This window comes from Flavobacterium sp. ASW18X, assembly GCF_005144745.1.
Classification (GTDB): Bacteria; Bacteroidota; Bacteroidia; order Flavobacteriales; family Flavobacteriaceae; genus Croceivirga.
Genome location: NZ_SWKK01000011.1, coordinates 162177 through 181947 on the forward strand (window position 1 = coordinate 162177; position 19771 = coordinate 181947).

At 36.1% G+C, this 19771-nt stretch carries 19 protein-coding genes; 10 read left to right on the plus strand and 9 right to left on the minus strand.

Features of this window, described 5'->3' with window-relative positions:
* Nucleotides 1-219 precede the first annotated feature (219 nt).
* Nucleotides 220-600 (plus strand): LysM peptidoglycan-binding domain-containing protein, encoded by a 381-nt coding sequence (locus tag FBT53_RS08835; protein WP_136950812.1) that lies wholly within the window; start codon nt 220-222, stop codon nt 598-600.
* A 48-nt stretch (nt 601-648) separates the two neighbouring features.
* On the opposite strand, the gene cmk is transcribed toward FBT53_RS08835, so the two are convergent.
* Both cmk and lon read right to left on the minus strand, forming a co-directional pair.
* A complete protein-coding gene (gene cmk / locus FBT53_RS08840; protein ID WP_136950813.1) occupies nt 649-1338 on the minus strand; it encodes a (d)CMP kinase in 690 nt (229 codons plus the stop codon).
* Nucleotides 1339-1369: 31 nt separating this feature from the next.
* Nucleotides 1370-3820, minus strand: a complete 2451-nt coding sequence (gene lon / locus FBT53_RS08845) for an endopeptidase La (RefSeq protein WP_136950814.1) — start codon at nt 3818-3820, stop codon at nt 1370-1372.
* Between the two features lie 221 nt (nt 3821-4041).
* Here lon and FBT53_RS08850 point away from each other — a divergent pair, with 221 nt between their 5' ends.
* From FBT53_RS08850 to FBT53_RS08865, 4 genes are read left to right on the plus strand one after another with little or no spacing between them, the layout of a single operon-like run.
* On the plus strand, nt 4042-4602 hold the full coding sequence (locus FBT53_RS08850; RefSeq protein WP_136950815.1) for an RNA polymerase sigma factor: 561 nt from the start codon (nt 4042-4044) through the stop codon (nt 4600-4602).
* 2 nt (nt 4603-4604) lie between these two features.
* Nucleotides 4605-5165, plus strand: a complete 561-nt coding sequence (locus FBT53_RS08855) for a hypothetical protein (protein WP_136950816.1) — start codon at nt 4605-4607, stop codon at nt 5163-5165.
* A complete protein-coding gene (locus FBT53_RS08860; protein WP_169630344.1) occupies nt 5146-6243 on the plus strand; it encodes a hypothetical protein in 1098 nt (365 codons plus the stop codon). The genes FBT53_RS08855 and FBT53_RS08860 overlap by 20 nt, the downstream gene beginning before the upstream one ends.
* A 19-nt stretch (nt 6244-6262) precedes the next feature.
* Entirely contained in the window at nt 6263-6988 is a 726-nt protein-coding gene (locus FBT53_RS08865; protein ID WP_136950818.1) for a head GIN domain-containing protein, read from the plus strand.
* Nucleotides 6989-7029: 41 nt separating this feature from the next.
* Here the strand turns inward: FBT53_RS08865 and FBT53_RS08870 are convergent, their stop codons facing one another.
* Nucleotides 7030-8556 carry a polyamine aminopropyltransferase gene (locus FBT53_RS08870; protein WP_136950819.1) on the minus strand — a complete coding sequence of 509 codons (1527 nt, stop codon included), beginning with the start codon at nt 8554-8556 and terminating at the stop codon, nt 7030-7032.
* 49 nt (nt 8557-8605) lie between these two features.
* On the opposite strand from FBT53_RS08870, the gene FBT53_RS08875 reads away from it, so the two are divergent.
* Together FBT53_RS08875 and FBT53_RS08880 are read left to right on the plus strand one after the other, a co-directional pair.
* Nucleotides 8606-9163 (plus strand): hypothetical protein, encoded by a 558-nt coding sequence (locus FBT53_RS08875; RefSeq protein ID WP_136950820.1) that lies wholly within the window; start codon nt 8606-8608, stop codon nt 9161-9163.
* Nucleotides 9126-10298, plus strand: a complete 1173-nt coding sequence (locus FBT53_RS08880; RefSeq protein WP_136950821.1) for a glutathionylspermidine synthase family protein — start codon at nt 9126-9128, stop codon at nt 10296-10298. Before FBT53_RS08875 ends, FBT53_RS08880 begins: the two co-directional genes overlap by 38 nt.
* Here FBT53_RS08880 and speD read toward each other — a convergent pair.
* The 6 genes from speD to glgB all read right to left on the minus strand — a co-directional run bounded on the left by speD (nt 10291) and on the right by glgB (nt 17962).
* Nucleotides 10291-10665 (minus strand): adenosylmethionine decarboxylase, encoded by a 375-nt coding sequence (gene speD / locus FBT53_RS08885; RefSeq protein ID WP_136950822.1) that lies wholly within the window; start codon nt 10663-10665, stop codon nt 10291-10293. The two genes, FBT53_RS08880 and speD, sit on opposite strands and share 8 nt — an antisense overlap.
* A gap of 10 nt (nt 10666-10675) precedes the next feature.
* On the minus strand, nt 10676-11218 hold the full coding sequence (locus FBT53_RS08890; RefSeq protein WP_136950823.1) for a hypothetical protein: 543 nt from the start codon (nt 11216-11218) through the stop codon (nt 10676-10678).
* Between the two features lie 106 nt (nt 11219-11324).
* Nucleotides 11325-12656 carry an MFS transporter gene (locus FBT53_RS08895; protein WP_136950824.1) on the minus strand — a complete coding sequence of 444 codons (1332 nt, stop codon included), beginning with the start codon at nt 12654-12656 and terminating at the stop codon, nt 11325-11327.
* Between the two features lie 61 nt (nt 12657-12717).
* Nucleotides 12718-13527, minus strand: a complete 810-nt coding sequence (locus FBT53_RS08900) for a M48 family metallopeptidase (protein ID WP_136950825.1) — start codon at nt 13525-13527, stop codon at nt 12718-12720.
* A gap of 36 nt (nt 13528-13563) precedes the next feature.
* Complete coding sequence (locus FBT53_RS08905) at nt 13564-15963, minus strand: glycoside hydrolase family 31 protein (protein WP_136950826.1); 2400 nt, start codon at nt 15961-15963, stop codon at nt 13564-13566.
* 100 nt (nt 15964-16063) lie between these two features.
* Nucleotides 16064-17962 (minus strand): 1,4-alpha-glucan branching protein GlgB, encoded by a 1899-nt coding sequence (glgB, locus tag FBT53_RS08910; protein WP_136950827.1) that lies wholly within the window; start codon nt 17960-17962, stop codon nt 16064-16066.
* 154 nt (nt 17963-18116) lie between these two features.
* Between glgB and FBT53_RS08915 the strand changes: the two genes are divergently transcribed.
* The 3 genes from FBT53_RS08915 (at nt 18117) to msrB (FBT53_RS08925) (ending at nt 19699) form a co-directional block, all read left to right on the plus strand.
* The gene (locus FBT53_RS08915) at nt 18117-18683 is read left to right on the plus strand and encodes a collagen-like protein (RefSeq protein WP_136950828.1); all 567 of its coding nucleotides are present in this window, start codon (nt 18117-18119) and stop codon (nt 18681-18683) included.
* 118 nt (nt 18684-18801) lie between these two features.
* The gene (gene msrB, locus FBT53_RS08920) at nt 18802-19290 is read left to right on the plus strand and encodes a peptide-methionine (R)-S-oxide reductase MsrB (RefSeq protein WP_136950829.1); all 489 of its coding nucleotides are present in this window, start codon (nt 18802-18804) and stop codon (nt 19288-19290) included.
* 1 nt (nt 19291) lies between these two features.
* Complete coding sequence (gene msrB, locus FBT53_RS08925; RefSeq protein WP_136950830.1) at nt 19292-19699, plus strand: peptide-methionine (R)-S-oxide reductase MsrB; 408 nt, start codon at nt 19292-19294, stop codon at nt 19697-19699.
* Nucleotides 19700-19771 lie beyond the last annotated feature (72 nt).

The following is a 19771-nucleotide window of genomic DNA, read 5'->3' on the forward strand; positions in this document are numbered from 1 at the left end:
GCTAACGCTTACCGTAGAAGTGATTATATATATAAATTAACCCTTTTTTCTCCTGTCTCTCGTTAAAAAGGTGTGCAAAAATACAATTAATTCCTTGTTTTACAAAGCTTTATTTTATCTTAAAACAAAACTGAAAAACAATTAAAGTTAATTTATACTTAGGTGTGACTTTTATAGTTATCTTGTTTCTTATTAGTAACCATTAAAAAATTTTACACTATGAGCGTTAAAGCAAAATACCAACCTGTTTTAGATTTAGGCGAAGAATTAGCTATTAAAAATGGAGACGTTTCTGAAGAAGGTGGCGTTTTAAAAATAAAAGGTGAAGCAAACACCCAGTATGAAAAAAACTTACTTTGGGATAAAATAAAAGAAATAGGTGGCGATAGCCCTACAGACGTTAAAGCTAATATTACTGTTGCTGATGACTCTGTTTATCATAGACATACGGTTAAAAGTGGTGAATCTTTAAGTTTAATTGCAAAACACTACTACGGTGACCCCATGAAGTACAAGCAAATTTTTGAAGCAAACACTGGGGTGTTGAGCAATCCAGATGTTATTCACCCAGACCAAGAATTGGTAATTCCAAATCTATAATAAGATTAAGTAAATTTGATAAAAAAGCCACTCAAGAGTGGCTTTTTTTTATTTATTTATTAGGCGTAAAGCAAATTGATGTATCCGTTCAAACTGCTCATCAAGACCCATATCAGAGTTATCAAACTCAATTGCATCTGCTGCTTTTTTTAAAGGTGAAGTTTTTCTGGTGCTATCTATATGGTCTCTTTCTTGCACATTTTTAAGTACAGCATCATAAGACACCTCTTCTCCACGTTCTAAGAGCTCTTTATATCTTCTATTGGCTCTTTTCTCTGCGGAGGCAGTCATGAATAATTTAAGTTCTGCGTTAGGGAAGACCACTGTACCAATATCCCTACCATCCATAACTACACCTTTATCCTCGCCCATTTTTTGCTGTAAGGCTACTAATTTATTTCTTACCTCTGGTATGGCAGCTATTTTACTCACCTTTCTACTCACTCGTAGGTTTCTAATCTTACCTTCTACATTAGCGCCATTAAGGTGAATTTCGCCTTGTTGGGTATCTAGATTTAAAACAAAATTGAGCTTTAGTTTTTCTACAGCATTAACAACACCTTGTACATCTAAATGCTCATCTGTAATTAAATTTTGGTCTAGAGCATACAACGTCACAGCACGGTACATTGCACCTGTATCTACATAAATGTAATTAAGCGCTTTTGCCAAACGCTTGGCCACAGTACTTTTGCCTGTAGAAGAATACCCGTCTATTGCTATCGTAATCTGCTTCATACCCTAAAGTTAATCAAGAAATTAAGCTTACTTACAACTTCTTGGCATTCTTAACCTTTTGTTTTGTTACCGCTATTTCTACCACTTCTAACATATCAGAAACATAATGGAAAGTAAGCCCTTTTAAATATTCTGCTTTTATCTCTTCTATATCTCTACGGTTTTCCTCACAAAGGATGATTTCTTTAATTCTAGCTCTTTTCGCTGCAAGAATTTTTTCTTTTATTCCGCCTACAGGCAATACCTTACCACGTAAAGTAATTTCTCCTGTCATAGCCAAGCTCTTTTTAACCTTTTTCTGAGTAAACAGAGAAACTAAAGAAGTTAGCATGGTAATACCTGCACTAGGACCATCTTTTGGAGTCGCTCCTTCTGGTACGTGAATGTGTACGTTGTATTTTTCAAAAACAGCAGGGTCTATATCAAATTCTTCTGCATTGCTCTTTATGTACTCCATGGCAATGGTGGCAGACTCCTTCATTACTTTACCAAGGTTACCTGTAATATTCATAGCCCCTTTACCTTTAGATAAGATAGATTCTATAAATAAAATATCGCCCCCAACGCTGGTCCATGCCAAACCAGTTACTACACCAGCTACATCATTGTTTTCATACTTATCTCGCTCTAAACGTGCCGGACCAAGAACTTTCTCTACAATTTCATTACTTACCTTAACCTCGTACTCTTCTTCTGTGGCAATATTCTTAGCCGCATAACGAACCATTTTGGCTAGTTGCTTTTCTAAAGTACGCACCCCAGATTCTCGTGTGTAGCCTTCTACAATCTTTTCTAATTGAGGCTTACCAATCTTAAGGTCATTCCCTGTTAGTCCATGTTCTTTTAATTGCTTAGGAAGTAAATGTTTCTTAGCAATTTCTACTTTCTCTTCTATGGTATAACCTGTTACATTTATAATTTCCATTCGGTCTCTTAAAGCAGGTTGAATGGTAGAGAGGTTATTGGCGGTAGCAATGAACATCACTTTAGACAAATCGTACCCCATTTCCAAGAAATTATCGTAAAACTCCTCGTTTTGTTCGGGGTCTAATACTTCTAACATGGCAGAAGACGGGTCTCCTTGATGGCTGTTACTTAACTTATCTATTTCGTCTAAAATAAAAACAGGATTACTGGTCCCTGCCTTTTTAATACTTTGAATTATTCTACCCGGCATAGCGCCTATATAGGTTTTACGGTGTCCACGTATTTCAGCTTCGTCTCGTAAACCACCTAAAGACATCCGTACGTATTCTCTACCCAATGCTTCTGCTACAGATTTACCTAAAGAGGTTTTACCTACCCCAGGAGGGCCGTACAAGCATAGGATAGGAGATTTCATATCATTACGGAGTTTTAGCACCGCTAGATATTCCACAATACGTTTTTTAACGTCTTCTAAACCGTAGTGATCTCTATCTAATATTTTTTCTGCTCGTTTTAAATCGAACTTATCTTTAGAAAATTCGTTCCAAGGCAATTCTAAAAATAAATCCAAATAATTACGCTGAATTGAATATTCTGCCACTTGCGGATTCATTCGTTGCATTTTGGCAACTTCTTTATCAAAATGCTCTTTTACCTTTTTACTCCACTTCTTATCTTTAGCTTTCTGGCGCATTTCTTCCACTTCTTCTTCATAAGAAACGCCACCTAACTCCTCCTGAATAGTTTTCATCTGCTGGTGCAAGTAATATTCCCGCTGTTGCTGGTCCATATCACTCTTAACCTTAGATTGAATATCATTCTTAAGCTCCAACTTTTGAAGCTCAGTATTCATATATTTTAATGTAGCCAGAGCTCTCTCTTGCAAGTCTCCTATTTGCAATAACTTTTGTTTGTCTGCCACATCTAAGTTTAGATTAGAAGACACAAAATTTATTAGGAAAGAATTACTCTGTATATTTTTTATGGCAAAGGTTGCCTCACTAGGAATGTTCGGATTATCTCTAATAATGCGGAACGCTAACTCTTTAATAGATTCTATAATGGCCAAAAACTCCTCACTATCTTCCTCCGGTCTAGATTCAAAAGCCTCCTTAATATTTGCAGTAATGAAAGGTTCTTCTGTAACGATGTTATCTATTTCAAAACGCTTTTTACCCTGAATTATAATTGTAGTATTCCCATCTGGCATTTGTAATACTCTAAGTATACGAGCAACCGTACCAATAGTATTAATATCCTTTGCTGCAGGATTTTCTATATTTTCATCCTTCTGAGAAACCACCCCAATAACCTTACTACCATTGTTAGCTTCTTTTATTAGGTTAATAGACTTATCCCTACCTGCAGTAATTGGGATTACAACACCTGGAAACAATACGGTATTACGCAATGGTAAAATAGGCAAAGTTTCTGGCAAACTTTCCCTGTTCATCTGCTCCTCATCTTCTGGAGTTAGTAAAGGAATTAATTCCGCATCTTCATCCAATCCTTGAAGAGACATATTGTCAAAATTTGTAAATTTTATATTACCCATATCAATTTTTAAGTCATTCTGTCATTAACCCTTGACAGCCGTATTATATTCTTTACCCCGTCAGATTCTTAAAGCTCCCAGTTATACTGCTTGTTAACGACGATTTACTACATTTATGTTCCTTTCTAAAACAATAGTTATGCCAATGCATTATAAAAAAATTATGCAAAAGTGTAACAATGGTTAAATTACCTCATCTATAAGACAAACCAATCACATTTTTGAGCCACAATAGTGAACATATAAATTTGTTGTTACAGCAATGTTTAAAAGGACAACAGAGTGCCCAGTTAAAAATATACAACCTGTATTATAAGGCAATGTATAACACGGCACTCCGCATTGTAAAACATACTGCAGAGGCAGAAGATGTTATGCAAGAATCCTTCTTAAGCGCTTTTACCAAGTTACAAAGTTTTAAAGGAGACGTCACCTTTGGGGCTTGGTTAAAACGGATAGTAATCAACAACAGTATACACCACTATAGAAAAAACCAAAAAACAAGTACGGTAGACTTGGAAGATATAATGTACAGGGTTGAAGAAAGCAGCGATGTTGCTTTAGAAACAAGTGGTTTTACAGAACTGAAGGCTCAAAAAGTGATGGATACCATGAAAAGTCTTAAAGACAATTACCGTCTTTCTTTGACCTTACATTTAATAGAGGGTTATGATTATGATGAAATATGTGACATTATGAATATAAGTTACGCCAATTGCAGAACTACAATTAGTAGGGCAAAAGAGAGTCTTAGAAAAAAATTAATAACTGTAAATATATAGCCATGAAGAAGGATACCATAGAGGAGCTATTTAACAGACTAGATGGGCAATTAGATATTGCGGAACCCACAGCGGGTCATGAACTACGTTTTTTAAATAAATTAAATACTAGCAAAGGAGTTGCAACCTTACCTAAAAAAGAACGTAATTTTTGGAAACCACTTTCTATTGCAGCTAGTATTGCTTTGGTTTGTGTACTAGGATTTCAATACCTAAACACTCCTAGTAGTATAGAAGAACAAGTGGTAAAAATTGCCCCAGAAGCGCAACAAACAGCATTTTATTTTACAAGTCTAATAGACGAGCAGGTGGTAGAATTGCAAGAAGCCAAATCTCCTGAAACTGCCAAACTTGTAGATGATACCTTGTTGCAACTGCAAAAACTAGAAAAGGATTATAAAGCGTTGGAGCAGGAATTGATAAATGTCGGAAACAGCAAATTTATTTTAAACGCTATGATAATCAACTTTGAAACCCGAATAGCCTTAGTAAAAGAGGTTTTAGAAAATATAGAACAGATTAAAAATATAAACACAGTAAATGATGCGAACTTTACTATTTAAAATTTTATTACTCCTATTGGTAGCAGCACCGCCTAGCGCTAAGGCTGCTCCAAATGATACACATTGGAGCGGTAAACACACCAAAGAAAAAACCATAAAAAAGGAATTCACTGTAAATATGGATGCCTTACTGCGGGTAAAAAATAGCTACGGTAATTTAAACATCTCTTCTTGGGACCAAAACAAAGTTTTAATAGAAGTACATATTAAAACCAATGGCAATGATGAAGAACGTGTAAAAGAGCGTTTGGCAGAAATAGATGTAGATTTTGAAAACACCGCTAGCATGGTTTCTGCTATTACCAGATTCACAGAAAAGAAAAGCAGTTGGGGATGGAACTGGGGTGGCAAACACAATGTGAACGTACAAGTGAACTACACCATAAAAGTACCCGTAAAAAACAGTGTAAATCTAGGCAATGACTATGGTTCTATTTTTTTAGATAGAATTGATGGGCATGCCAAAATTAGTTGCGACTACGGTAAAATGGAAATTGGGGAATTAAGAGGTAGAAATAATGAATTGCGATTTGATTACACTTCTAAATCCACCTTTGAGTACGTAAACAGTGCTGAAATTTTTGCCAACTATTCTGGTTTTACTATAGAAAAAGCAGGTAACCTTATCATAAGAGCAGATTACACCCACTCCAACATAGAAAAAATGGAGCATCTAGATTATGTTAGTGATTACGGTTCTATAGATGTTGGTTACGCCAAAAATGTACAAGGCAGAGGCAGTTACATAAGTGTAAAACTTGGCGATGTAGAAGGTAATGTGGATATCAATGCAGATTACGGTTCTGTAAAGATTAATAGAATGATGCCGAATGCTGGTAATATTGACATCAACTCAGATTACACAGGAATAAAAATTGGATATGATTCTGATTATCAATTTACTTTTGAAATCAATACCGAATACGCTGGGGTCAGTGGTAAGGAAGATTTTGAAATTAATTACAGTAATGAAAAATCTACAAGAAAATATTATAAAGGTTTTCACGGTAATGCTAATGCACCCAATACCGTAACTATAAATAGCGAATATGGAGGCATATCTTTCTTTAATAACTAACAATCAAAAAACGAACATCATGAAAAACGGAATTTTAGTAGCACTAACTTGTATTTTCACCTTAAGCGCACACGCCCAATGGGGAAAACGAATAAAAGGAAACGGAAACGTAGTAACCTTGGAACGCTCTGTAAATGATTATGACGGAATAGCTATTAGCGGCTGGTTCGATGTTAAATTGGTAAGCGGCAGTGAGGGCGAATTAACCTTAAAAGGCGAAGAAAACTTATTAGACTATATCATTACAGAGGTAGACAATGGGGTGCTTGTAATTAAAACAGAAAAAGGAGTAAATCTAAAACCTTCTAGCTACAAAAACGGTATTTACATCACAGTTCCTGTAGAAGAAATAGATGAATTGAGTTTATCTGGTTCTGGAGATATCACCAGCAGTACTACCCTTAAAGGCGCTAGTTTAGAAACACGTGTATCTGGCTCTGGAGACGTGACCTTAGATGTAGATGTTAATCATTTAGAAGCAAGATTATCCGGCTCTGGAGATATGGACTTAAGTGGGCAAGCTTCTAACTTTGAGGTGACTATTTCTGGATCTGGGGACATTTCCGCATATGATTTAACTGCGAAAAATGTAGAGGCTACCGTTTCTGGCTCTGCAGATATAGAAATCACTGTAGAAAAAAGTTTAAATGCTAGAGTTTCTGGTTCTGGCAACATTACATATAAGGGCAATCCTTCTAAAGTAAAAAGCAAAAGCTCTGGTTCTGGAGATGTAAGTAGGGCGTAACAACTCCTGTTCAGAACTAAAATTGATTTACAACTTAAAACCTATGGCGTTCCTTGTTGTAAATCAGTTTTCCATTTTGCCCAATCATCTAAATAATAATTTAAGATTACTGGGCTATCCATGGTATTCACCTTAGTTTCTACAATCTCTAAATCTGTGGGTAAATTAAACATATTACCATATTGCGTGGCAGTTAAAAATTTATTGGTTTTAGGGAATTTGCCTGGTACGCTTTGTAGTGGTAAGTCATGGTCTGCAGCCATAACAAAACCCCAATCACCAAAAGATGGAATATAGGTATGGTAAGCATGGGTGGTTTTAAAAACCTCTTTTAAGGTAGTATTAATGCAACTAAAAACCGTATTGGAAAAGTAAATTTCTCCTGCCTGTGTAACAAACACTCCATTTTTAGAAAGTTTTGATTTTGCAAGAAGAAAAAATTGCCTGCTGTAGAGCCTCGCAATAGCTTCATTCACAGGATCTGGTAAATCTGCTATGACTACGTCATAAACTTCTGTGGTATTTGCTAAATAACTAAAAGCATCTGCTGTAATCAGATTTACCTTAGCATGCACAGCAGCATTTTGGTTTATCTTTTTAAATATGGGATGCTCTTTTGCTAAATAAAACATAGTACTATCAATATCTACCACATCTATGCTTTCTACTGTTGCATGCTTAAGAACTTCTCTACTAGCTAAATTTTCGCCCCCACCTAATATTAATATTTTTTTTGGGTTTTCGTGAGCCCCTATAGGAATGTGTACTAATGACTCGTGATAGCGGTGCTCATCTAAAGAAGAAAATTGAATAACTCTATTTAAATACAAACGTACATCTTCTAGTTTTTTTGTCACTACTATTTTTTGATAAGGCGTTTGCTCATTTAAAACAATAGGACTCTTGTAAATAGCATTATCCCATACCTTTAACAATCTACCTCCACAACCTACTAATACCAATAACCCAATAAGAGTAGTAATACCAAAGGCGAAAGTTTTCTTAGAAAAGTCTAAAAATTTAAAACTGATGACTAAACCCAACACAATATTGAGAATCCCAAAGATGAGCGACGAATAATACAACCCCACAAAAGGCAATAGAATAAATGGAAAAATTAGCGTTGCCAATAGGCCACCTATGTAATCTAAAGACAATACGTTAGACAAATCGTTCTTTACGTTTACCCCATCAAAAGCAAATGTTAGCAACGGCACTTCCATGCCGGTGAGTAGGCCAATTACAAATATGATTACCAAACAAAGAATTTGCAAGGTTAGCGGACTTACCTGTACAAACAAAAAATAAAGCAAGGGAACAGAAATACCTCCTATAAATCCCAATAAAAATTCAACATGCACAAAAAACCGAATAGGTAATTTAGAAAGGTATTTAGATAAAAAAGCGCCAATCCCCATGGAAAATAAATAAACACCTATAATTATGCTAAACTGCCTTACCCCATCACCTAAAAAATAGGTCGCCGTTGTACTCACCAAAAGTTCATAAATTATAGAGCACAATCCTGCAATAAATACGGCAATGGATAAAAGAATTTTGTTTCTCATAAAATTTAGCTAGGTTTGATAACGTTACGTATAAACAATCCTTTCAAAGATGAATAAAAAAACATTAAACGGGCGAGCATTTGGTAGAAAATTGATGCTTGCCAGTACCTTATCTGCGGGTATCATAGCAAGCAGCTGTGGTGGTAATGGCGAGCCAAAGCTTAAAGACTTTAAAGAAGAAACCATTTACGAAGCTACGAAAGGTACTATTACAGAGGTAGAAGAAGTTGAGCCAGGCGATGAATACAAAATTATTGACGAGCGCTTAATAGATAAGAAAGAAAATTCCATAGCCATTGTTCATACACTAGAAGGAAAGGTAGATACGCTCTCTTTAGCCAAAATAGAAAATAATGAAAGTGAACAGCGCTACGGTAGAGGATTAAGAAGTGTATTATACTATTCTTTAGCAGCTTCTTATTTTAATAGAAGATTAGGTAATGTAGCACCAAACTCTAGTTACTACAAGGATGCTACAGCTTATAACAAATCTACCGGGCTACAAAACGAATTAAAGAGTACGGCTACAAGCAGAAAAGTAAAAGTTCCAGGAAGTTCATCTAAAGGTTATGGGTCAGGAAAATCATTCCGTTCTTTTGGAGGATAATCGTTTTAAAACCATTAAACGATTAAAAAAGAAAGATTTACCACACCAGCTTTATTGGTACCTAAAGCAAGATTATTTCTCTGAAGAGCTTTTAGGCCTTTACTGGGAAGAGGTTGATACGTTTAACAAAACAGCTACTGTGGCTTTTGAATTATTTCAAAGCGCCACACAAAAGGTTATCAATGACCAAAAATTGGGTGATTTTGGTATTCCTAAGTTTTTTTGGGATTGTATACATTACACTTGGGAGCATCGTAAGGAACATCCATTTTTATATGGCCGGTTTGATGTCAACGGAGGTTTTGGAAATACAGCTGCAAAGGTGATAGAATTTAATGCAGATACGTGCAGCACGCTACCTGAAACGATTCTTTGGCAAAAAGCACAATTAAACCTACTTACCGGTGCAAGTCAGTTCAATACACTAGCAGAGGACATAGGACATACTTTAGCATACTTAAAAACAAAAATACCCCATGACCAACCTTTTATTTTAGGGTCTTCTTTTGGTTATGAGGAAGATGTACTCAATGTTAATGCGATTTTAGACATTGGCTATGAACAAGGCTATAAAGTGTTTTATACGCACCTAGAAGATGTTATATTCTCTCATGAGAATGGCATTTTGTATGAGATAAATGGGGAGTACCAAATTGCAGATATATGGTTTAAAATGATACCTTGGGATTGGATGTTTACGGACGAACCAGAATTAGCCAAGGATTTAGCGACCATCATACAAAAGGATTTATGCACGGTATTAAATCCGCCAATTACGGCTTTATGGCAAAACAAAAAATTCTTGGCGTACCTTACAGAAAACTACCCCAATGATTGTATTGCCAATACTTATTTAACTCCAGCAAGGCTTAGTAATTATGTTGCAAAACCAATATTTGGCCGTTTAGGAGAAAATATAGAAATACATACTTCTAAAAAAACCACCTCTAAAGGCGATTATGCACATCAAGAAAAGATTCATCAAGAGTACATTCCGTTAGCAAAAGACTCACAAAAATATGCCTACCAAACGGGAGTATTTTATACCCATAAAGCTTCAGCAATTAATTTAAGAACAGAAGATAACACAATTATTACGGATGATTGTGAGTTTATGACACATTACATTATCTAAGAACTTTTTGTACGTTTTTTACCATTTCTAAACTACCTCTATTTAAAATTGTAGTTTTAACTTGGTTAGATAACAACTCTTTTTTAATAATTTCTGTAACTAAATCCGCATCAAAAGCCTTACAAGAGAAGACATCTATCGCCGCATAGTTATGCTCTGGCCATGTATGGATGCTTATATGACTTTCTTCTAATAAAATAACTCCGGTTACCCCAACAGGCTCAAATTGTTTAAAAGAACCATTTACTTCTTTTAAATCTAAGGTATCTGTAATTACATGCAAAACTCCTTCTACTTTATCTACAAAAGAAATTGCATGTGCATTGCAGTTATAGGCGTCCCAAGTGGCATGTATACCAATATGCATAATTCTTGGATTATTCCGCTCCAGCACTTTGTTGAACCATTTCTATAAATTCTGTAGGACTAAGCAGCTTTTTTAAAATAGTGTAGTTTTCTCCAGACTCTACTTGTACCATTTCTGGTAATTTTTCTCTAGGTCCGTAGTCCCAAGTTACTGTATTGATAAGTTTATCTACCACATCATAGTTACCCTCAAACTCAATACCCATATAATTGACAGTTTTGGAGCTAAATTTACTTGTCATTTCATAAGAACTATAAAATGCATCGCTACCATAATATTCTTCCATCAACAAATATTCGTTCAAGGTAGGGTTTATCATATACAAGGATTGATCAAAGTTATGTTTAACCAAACTATCGTTCTGTAGTGTTAACTCATGGTCACCTTTACCCATTTCTACCCATACAACTTCGTTAGCAGGTATCTCTACCTCTAAATCATCTAACTTAATAAAAACAGGTTGATCCGTAGGATTATCTATGGCTAAATCTACATTACTACTGCATGAAGCCAATAAAATACAGATTAATAAAGGAGTTATAATAAATTTCATAATTGTGGGTGATTGGTTAGTGTATTGTGCTTTGCATTTGTATTTAGAACGGTAAGTTACTAAACTAATTGTAAGGAATCCATAATAATAACCGTTATTTTAACAGTTACTTAGCCCGTTCCACTCTAGCTAATAAAAAAGCCCCTATTAAAAAAAATAAACCCAAAAAAATAGTACTTAAACGCATACCCCCTGTCATTTGCGCAATCAAACCGTAAATAAGCGTGCCGATTACAATGCCTATTTTTTCTGATACATCATAAAAACTAAAAAAGGAAGTAGTATCTGTGGTGTCTGGCAAATACTTAGAGTAAGTGGACCTACTCAACGCTTGTATCCCGCCCATCACTAAGCCTACTAAACCAGCTGCTATGTAAAAATCTAAAGGCGTTATTACAAAATAGGCATATACACATAAGCCTAGCCACATTATGTTTATGGTTACTAAGGTCTTTATATTTCCGTACTTTTTAGAACACCAAGCGGTTACGGTTGCTCCTAAAACAGCAACAATTTGTATTACTAAGATACTGATTATTAGTCCCACGGTTCGCTCTTCATCTGTCCCCCATTGTATCTCTTCTTCACCAAAATAAGTAGCAATAAGCATTATTGTTTGTACCGCCATACTATATACAAAAAAAGCACCTAAATACCGTTTTAGTTGTGATTGTCCTTGCAGTTGTTTCCAAACAGTTTGCAACTCCTGAAAACCGTTCAACAATACATTTTTACGCTCACCTTCTTTTTTATAGCCTTTAGGTAGATGTTTAAAAGTATATTGGCTAAATAAAGCCCACCAAAATCCCACGGTAATAAAAGAATACTTCATAGCCTTAATTTTGGCGCTATCTCCCCCTATTTCAGAAGCATCTGTAATGCCAAAGAAATCTGGCTTCATTACCATTAGCAAATTAAAGAGCAATAAAAGTACGCTACCAATATAGCCTAAGGAAAAACCTTTGGCGCTAATACGGTCTTGTTGTTCTGGAAAGGCAATATCTGGTAAGTATGAATTATTGATAGCAAAACTTACCCAAAAGCCTACCAACCCAAAGAAGTAACACAAAAGACCTAGATAAATATTTTCTAAAGAAAACCAATAAAGTCCGGCGCAAGAAATAGCTCCTAAATAACAAAAGAACTTTAAAAAAAAACGCTTATTACCCAAATAATCTGCAATACCAGATATTAATGGTGTTATTAGTGCAATAAAAACAAATGCAGTTGAGGTTGTATAACTTATTAACGGAGCTCTGGCAATTTCAAAACCAAAAACCGAAACTTTTTCTATACCTGCAGTTCTAAATAATGCTCCATAAAAAATAGGAAATACAGCAGAAGAGATTACAAGACTATAGACCGAATTTGCCCAGTCATAAAAAGCCCAGGCATTCAGGAGTTTTTTTTCTCCTTTGAGCGCAAATGTTTGTGTCATATAATTAAATAAAAAAAGCTGCTTGGTTAAGCAGCTTTCAATATACTAAATCTATTTTTTTTTACTTAAAAGAAGTAACCCCAAACTTGGCTGCTTCTTGCTTAGCTTCTGGTGCCCACGACGTAAGATTGTTAATCCTAGTGTCATTAGACGGGTGTGTACTCATAAATTCTGGTGGCGCCTGCCCCCCACTATTTGCCTTCATACGCTTCCAAAGCTCAGCGGCCTCATCTGGATTATACCCTGCAATAGCCATAATCTGAAGACCAATTTTATCAGCTTCCGTTTCATGACTTCTGCTAAATGGCAACATAACCCCTAACTGAGAACCAATACCGTATGCCTGATTAAACATATTTCTTTTCTGAGGGTCTTGGATAGCCACATTACCAGCAACTGCACCAATTTGTTGTAGGGTACCCGCACTCATACGTTGTGCTCCATGGTCCGCTAAGGCGTGTGCAACCTCGTGACCCATAACCACTGCAATACCAGCTTCACCTTGGCAAATTGGTAAAATACCTGTGTAAAAAACAATTTTACCACCTGGCATACACCACGCATTCACCGTTTCATCTTTAACCAGATTATACTCCCATTTGTAATCATTTAAATATCCGGGAAATCCATTGGCGTCTAACCAACGTTCTGCAGCGGTTGCAATACGCTGACCAACATTTGTAATCATTTGTGCTTCTGTAGTACCTGTAATCACGTTGTTCTCTGATAAGAACTGATCGTACTGTGCAAAAGCCATGGGGAAAATTTGCTGATTGCCATAAAAGTTCAACGTCCTTTGCCCTGTAAATGGATTGGTTTTACACGCTACTACGCCTAAAAAAACCAAAAGGGATAATCCTAACTTTCTCATAATGGTAATTGTGTTTAAATCGTAAAATACAACTTTTTATTTACCGATTAAGTGTATGGCAGTAATGTCCTTGCTAACTTCAATAGTTCTATTACCATCAAACTTAACCGATTCAAAAGTTACTTCTTCATTATCTATCTCTATAGTTTCTATTTTAAATGGCAACCCATGAAATTGTATTTTAAACGTTTCATAACTAGTAGTATAGGTGCCATCCTTAAACTGTTGTATAATTAATTCATTAGGCTTACCTAAAAGTCTAAAGTTGCGCAAACTGTATCTTCCTTTTTTATAATCGAAACCTTCTTGCTGGTCTTCATAAATTACAGAATCTTCTTTACCTTCTTTAAAGTAAACATCTATCTTTAACTCAACCAATTCCTTTTCACCAACATATTGTTGTACAGGATATTTGGGAATCATTGCGCCTTCTTTGATAAAGAGTGGAATTTTATCTAGTGGAGCAGACACCCATCTTTCTACACCGCCTTCCACAAGTTCATCTGTCCAATAATTATACCATTTCCCTTTTGGCACGTACATTCTGCGCCCTTGAGAATTGGGTTCTTGTACAGGACAAACTAAAATTTGTTCCCCAAAAATAAACTCGTCTGTTCTAAAATGAGTTTGTGTGTCCGCTTGGTCAAAATACACTAAAGATTGAAGCATGGGAACACCGTCTTCTACGTATTTATAAAAAGCTGTGTATAAGTATGGTAATAGCTCATACCGAAGTTCTATAAACTTACGAACAATATCGGTAATTTCTTTGCCAAAAGACCAAGGTTCTTGGTCCCCATGGTCTCCACTAGAATGCACCCTACAAAACGGATGAAAAACTCCTAATTGTACCCAGCGCGCAAACAATTCTCCGTTAGGCTGTTCGGCAAAACCACCAATATCTGACCCTACAAAAGAATAGCCACTCATACACATACGCTGCATTTGCACGTTTGCAATCCATAAATGCTCCCATGTAGCTACGTTATCTCCTGTCCAAGTTGCACAATATCTTTGTGTGCCAGAGTATGCCGCTCTTGTCAATACAAAAGGTCGCTTAGGGAATGTATATTTTTTAACTCCGTTATAGGTAGCACGCACCATCTGCATACCATACACATTATGTGCTTTTCTATGGCTACAAGGATGCCCGTCATAATTGTGTCTTACATCTAGGTTAGCTGTTTTGGTAGGCACTTCCATAATTGCAGGCTCATTCATATCATTCCATACACCATGCACACCCATTTCAGAAATCATTTCTTTATACAATGTAGCCCACCATTCTCTTACTTTAGGATCTGTAAAATCTGGAAACTTACAATCTCCTGGCCAAACCTTTCCTTTAAAATGTGGCCCATCTGCTCGTTTACAGAAAAAATCATTGTCCATAGCTTGTTGATAGACCCAATAATCCCGGTCTATTTTTAAGCCAGGGTCTATCATAGTTACGGTTTTAAAACCATCTGCCTCTAACTCGTCTATCATCCGTTTAGGGTCCGGAAACTTTTTATTATCCCAGGTAAAACACCTAAACCCTTCCATATAATCAATATCTAGGTAAATAGCGTCGCAGGGTATTCTTAGTTTTCTAAACTTGGCGGCAATATCTTTTACTTTTTTTTCTGGATAATAGCTCCATTTTGATTGATGAAAGCCTAACGCCCACATGGGTGGTAATTCTGGCACTCCCGTTAAATCTGTATACGCTTCTACTACTTGCGAAATTTTTGGACCATAAAAGAAATAATAATTCATTTCTCCACCATCTGCCCAAAAACTGGTAAGATTTCTGCGTTCGTGTGCAAAGTCAAAATAAGTCCCGAAGGAATTATCAAAGAATATTCCGTATGCTTTTTCATTATGCAAGCCCACATAAAAAGGAATGGCCTTATAAAGTGGTGATTGATCCTTACCGTAGGCATAAGAATCTGTAACCCAATTAGAAACTCTTTTCCCTTTTAGATTGGTATGTGAAGCTTTGTCTCCCATACCATAAAAACTTTCACCAGATTGCGTAACCTTGGTCATTTTTACAATGTTACCACCGTAATCAAAGTTTTCTTCCCAGTGAAAACCTAAATCGTCTTCATTAATAACAGTACCCTCTAAATCTGTTATTTGTACTTTTAAATCTTTTTTTTGGACGTAAATGATGATTTTAGAAGTTTTTATAACAAACTCTGGAATCTCTTCTTTAACTGTTAAAGAATTGTATCCTGTATTTACGTCTGCACTAATGGCATAAGAAAAATCTGGTTCAAACGCGTGCTCAGTGGCGTACCTAAACCGAACCATGGAATCTCTCATGATTGTAATTTCTAGTATTACCCCATTGTGTGTGGTAATCCATACTTTTTCGTTGTCGTGCTTAAAGTCAACAACATTGTTTGGAAACTGATTTCCCCGTCTTTCGATTTCTGTATTGGTAATCATAGTATGTATGATTTTAGACTAACAAAAAAAGGACATTCCATTGATTTTTGGAAGTCCATAACTGAATTGGTCCGTGATTAAAACGTTATTAGTTAATGTTTTACCTTTTATAGACCAAAATCCCCAGCGGTGGCAATGTTAGCACTACCGAATTTGGTCTGCCATTCCATGCCTTTTTGCTTGGTTTTATGGTCTTAGTACCCATTCCACTACCTCCATATTCTGTTGCATCACTTGTAAATAGCAGATTGAGTTTAGATCCTGTTGGAACCCCTACTCTATAATCTTCTCTTGGAACTGGTGTAAAATTACCAATGACAATAACATCGTCCTTGGGTTGCTCCCCTTTTCTGATGTAAGAGATTACAGAGTTTTCTGCATCATTCCATTCTATCCATTCAAATCCATCTGGACTAAATTGTTTTTGATACAATGCAGGCTCGGTTCTATACAGTTTATTTAAGTCTTTAATCAGTTTTTGTATTCCATTGTGAAAGCCGAATTGGGTAAGGTGCCAATCCAAACTTTGCTGAAAATTCCATTCAGATGTTTGCCCAAACTCACCCCCCATAAAAATTAAGTTAGCTCCAGGGTGGGTAAACATATAACCAAAAAGCAAGCGTAAGTTTGCAAAACGCTGCCATTCATCACCAGGCATACGGTAGATTAAAGAATTTTTTCCGTATACCACCTCATCATGAGAAAAAGGTAACATAAAATTTTCCGTAAAGGCATACGTCATGCTAAACGTAAGGTCATTTTGATGGTATTTTCTATGTACTGGTTCTTTTTTAAAATATTCCAAGGTATCATGCATCCACCCCATCATCCATTTCATACCAAACCCAAGTCCTCCAAAATGTACGGGTTTAGAAACACCTGTGAAAGCTGTAGATTCTTCTGCTATGGTCTGTACTCCTTTAAAACTGGCATACACTTCTGTATTCATTTCTCTTATAAAAGAGATTGCCTCTAAATACTCATTATTGCCATACATATTTGGTTCCCACTCCCCATCTTCTCTAGAATAATCTAAATACAGCATAGATGCTACGGCATCTACGCGTAAGCCGTCTATGTGGTATTGATCTAACCAAAAAATGGCATTACTAATCAAGAATGCACGTACTTCATTACGACTGTAATTAAATATGAGGCTTTTCCAATCTGGGTGATAGCCCTTACGCCTATCTGGATGTTCATACAAATGAGATCCATCAAAATAACCTAAACCGTGTGCATCTTCTGGAAAATGAGAAGGAACCCAGTCTAGGATTACTCCAATCCCTGCATTATGAAATGCATCTACCAAATATTTGAATTCCTCTGGCGTTCCAAATCTAGAAGTGGGTGCAAAATATCCTGTTAACTGATACCCCCAAGAGGGATCAAAAGGATATTCCATTATGGGCATAAACTCTACATGGGTAAAACCCATTTCCTTTACGTAAGCAACCAAATCATTTGCGAGTTCGGTATAACTCAAAAATTGATTATCTCCTTTCTTTTTCCAAGAGCCTAAATGCACCTCGTAAACCGAATAGGGTTGATCCAGACTATTGTGTGTTTCCCTGGTATCCATCCAATTCTGGTCTTTCCATTGATAAGCTGCATTCCAAACTACGGATGCGGTTTTAGGGGGATGTTCACAATACCGTGCAAAAGGGTCTGCCTTTTCTGTAAATATACCATCATGGTGAGAAGCTATTTTATACTTGTAAATAGCTCCGTGTTCCACGTTAGGTATAAAGCCTTCCCAAATGCCACTACTATCCCAACGTACTAAAAGCTGGTGTTCATCTGCATTCCACTGATTAAAATCACCTACCACAGAAACCTGCTTTGCAGAGGGTGCCCAAACCGCAAAATATACTCCTTTTACGCCATCTACCTCTGTAATATGGGAACCTAATTTATGGTACAACCTAAAGTGTTTACCTGCTTTAAAAAGATTAATATCAAACTCAGTAAAGAAACTATGCGGTATAACGTTGGCCATATGCTACTGTAAAGGGTTAATACAATATTAAACAACTTTGAGCAAGTAATCTTAATCTTACCGCATAAAGTATTTAGATTATTTTTGGAACGCTTTTTGATTTAACCCTCTAGAAGATTATTTAGAAAGCAAAAAATCATAAAAACCATTGAACATGACAAAATTAAAAACACTTTTAGGATTAGCCGTTTTAGCCATTGTTGTTGCCTGTGAAGGACCAGAAGGCCCGCAAGGACCTCCCGGGTTTGATGGTGAAGACGGTGTAAACATACTTGGCCAAGTGGTAGAAGTAGAAAATATAAACTTTGATTATTTAGAGGGTAATTTATGGACCTCTACTCCCATTTCTTTTGAAGAGGTTGGAATAACAGAAGTTTTTGAAAGCGATGCTGTTTTAGTTTACCGTTATGATGGTGAGGTAGAATTATCTGATGGTTCTACTGCAAGTGCGTGGAGCCAAATACCGCAAAACTTCTTTACCGCAGAAGGTACGTTACAGTATGTATTTGCACATACTTTTGTAGATTTTGAAATTTTTATTGACGGCAATTACGACCTATCTAATATTGATATAGACTTTACAGATAATCAATTATTTCGCATTGTTGTGGTACCCGCAGAATTTGCACAAAGTGCTGATTTTAATGCAAATGATTTTAACGCCGTAATGAGCAACTTAAAATTAGACGTAAGCAACATAGAAAAAATAAGTTTAAATTAAATTTCTTTAGTTAGTTAAATAGACACCGTAGTCCAAATGTATTGTTGGCTACGGTTTTTTTAATTTTAGCCTAAAAATTGAAAGGTTAACCTAATTTAATCGACAAAAAAGAAAAAAGATGGGGAAAAATATTGCTATACTTTTAATGGTCTTGTTCTCTTCTTGCAAGGGCAATTCTCAAAAGACCGAAACTAAAAAAGAAGAAACCTTTGAAATTACCAAGTCTGATGCAGAGTGGAAATCCACACTTACAGAATTAGAGTATTATGTATTGCGTAAAGCAGGTACAGAAAGAGCTTTTACGAGTGATTTACTCACTAATAAGGAGGCCGGCACTTATGTATGTGCAGCTTGTGGCACTCCTTTGTTTAAAAGCGAGCACAAGTATAAATCTGGAACAGGATGGCCTAGTTTTTACCAAGAGATAGAAGGGAATGTTGCTTTTGATGTTGACTATAACATTGGTTATGCCAGAACAGAAGAGCATTGTGCTACCTGTGGGGGGCATTTAGGACATGTTTTTGATGATGGCCCAGAACCAACTGGTAAAAGGCACTGTATTAATGGCGTAGCTTTAAATTTTATTCCAAACGTAGAAAACCAGTAATATGAGCACAAGCGATAAAAACAAATCTGATGCGGCGTGGAAAGAGCAGCTAAGTCCAGAAGAATATTATGTGCTACGCCAAAAAGGAACAGAAAGACCTTTTACGGGTGAGTATAACCTACATTTTGAAAAAGGAGATTACCATTGTAAAGCCTGCAATGCTAAATTATTTCATAGTAACACTAAATTTGAGAGTGGTTGTGGCTGGCCTTCTTTTGACCAAGCTATAGAAGGTGCAATAGAGTACAAAAGAGATACGTCTCATGGTATGTTACGTACCGAAACCTTATGTGCAAATTGCGGTAGCCACTTAGGGCATGTATTTGATGACGGCCCTAGAGAGACTACAGGACAACGCTACTGCATAAATTCTGTTAGTTTGGATTTTAAGAAGCAAAAAAATCACTAATAATTATTTATTTTCCTTAACATTTGTAAGAATATTCTTGGTATTTTTGAGTTAGATAAGTATAGTTTTATC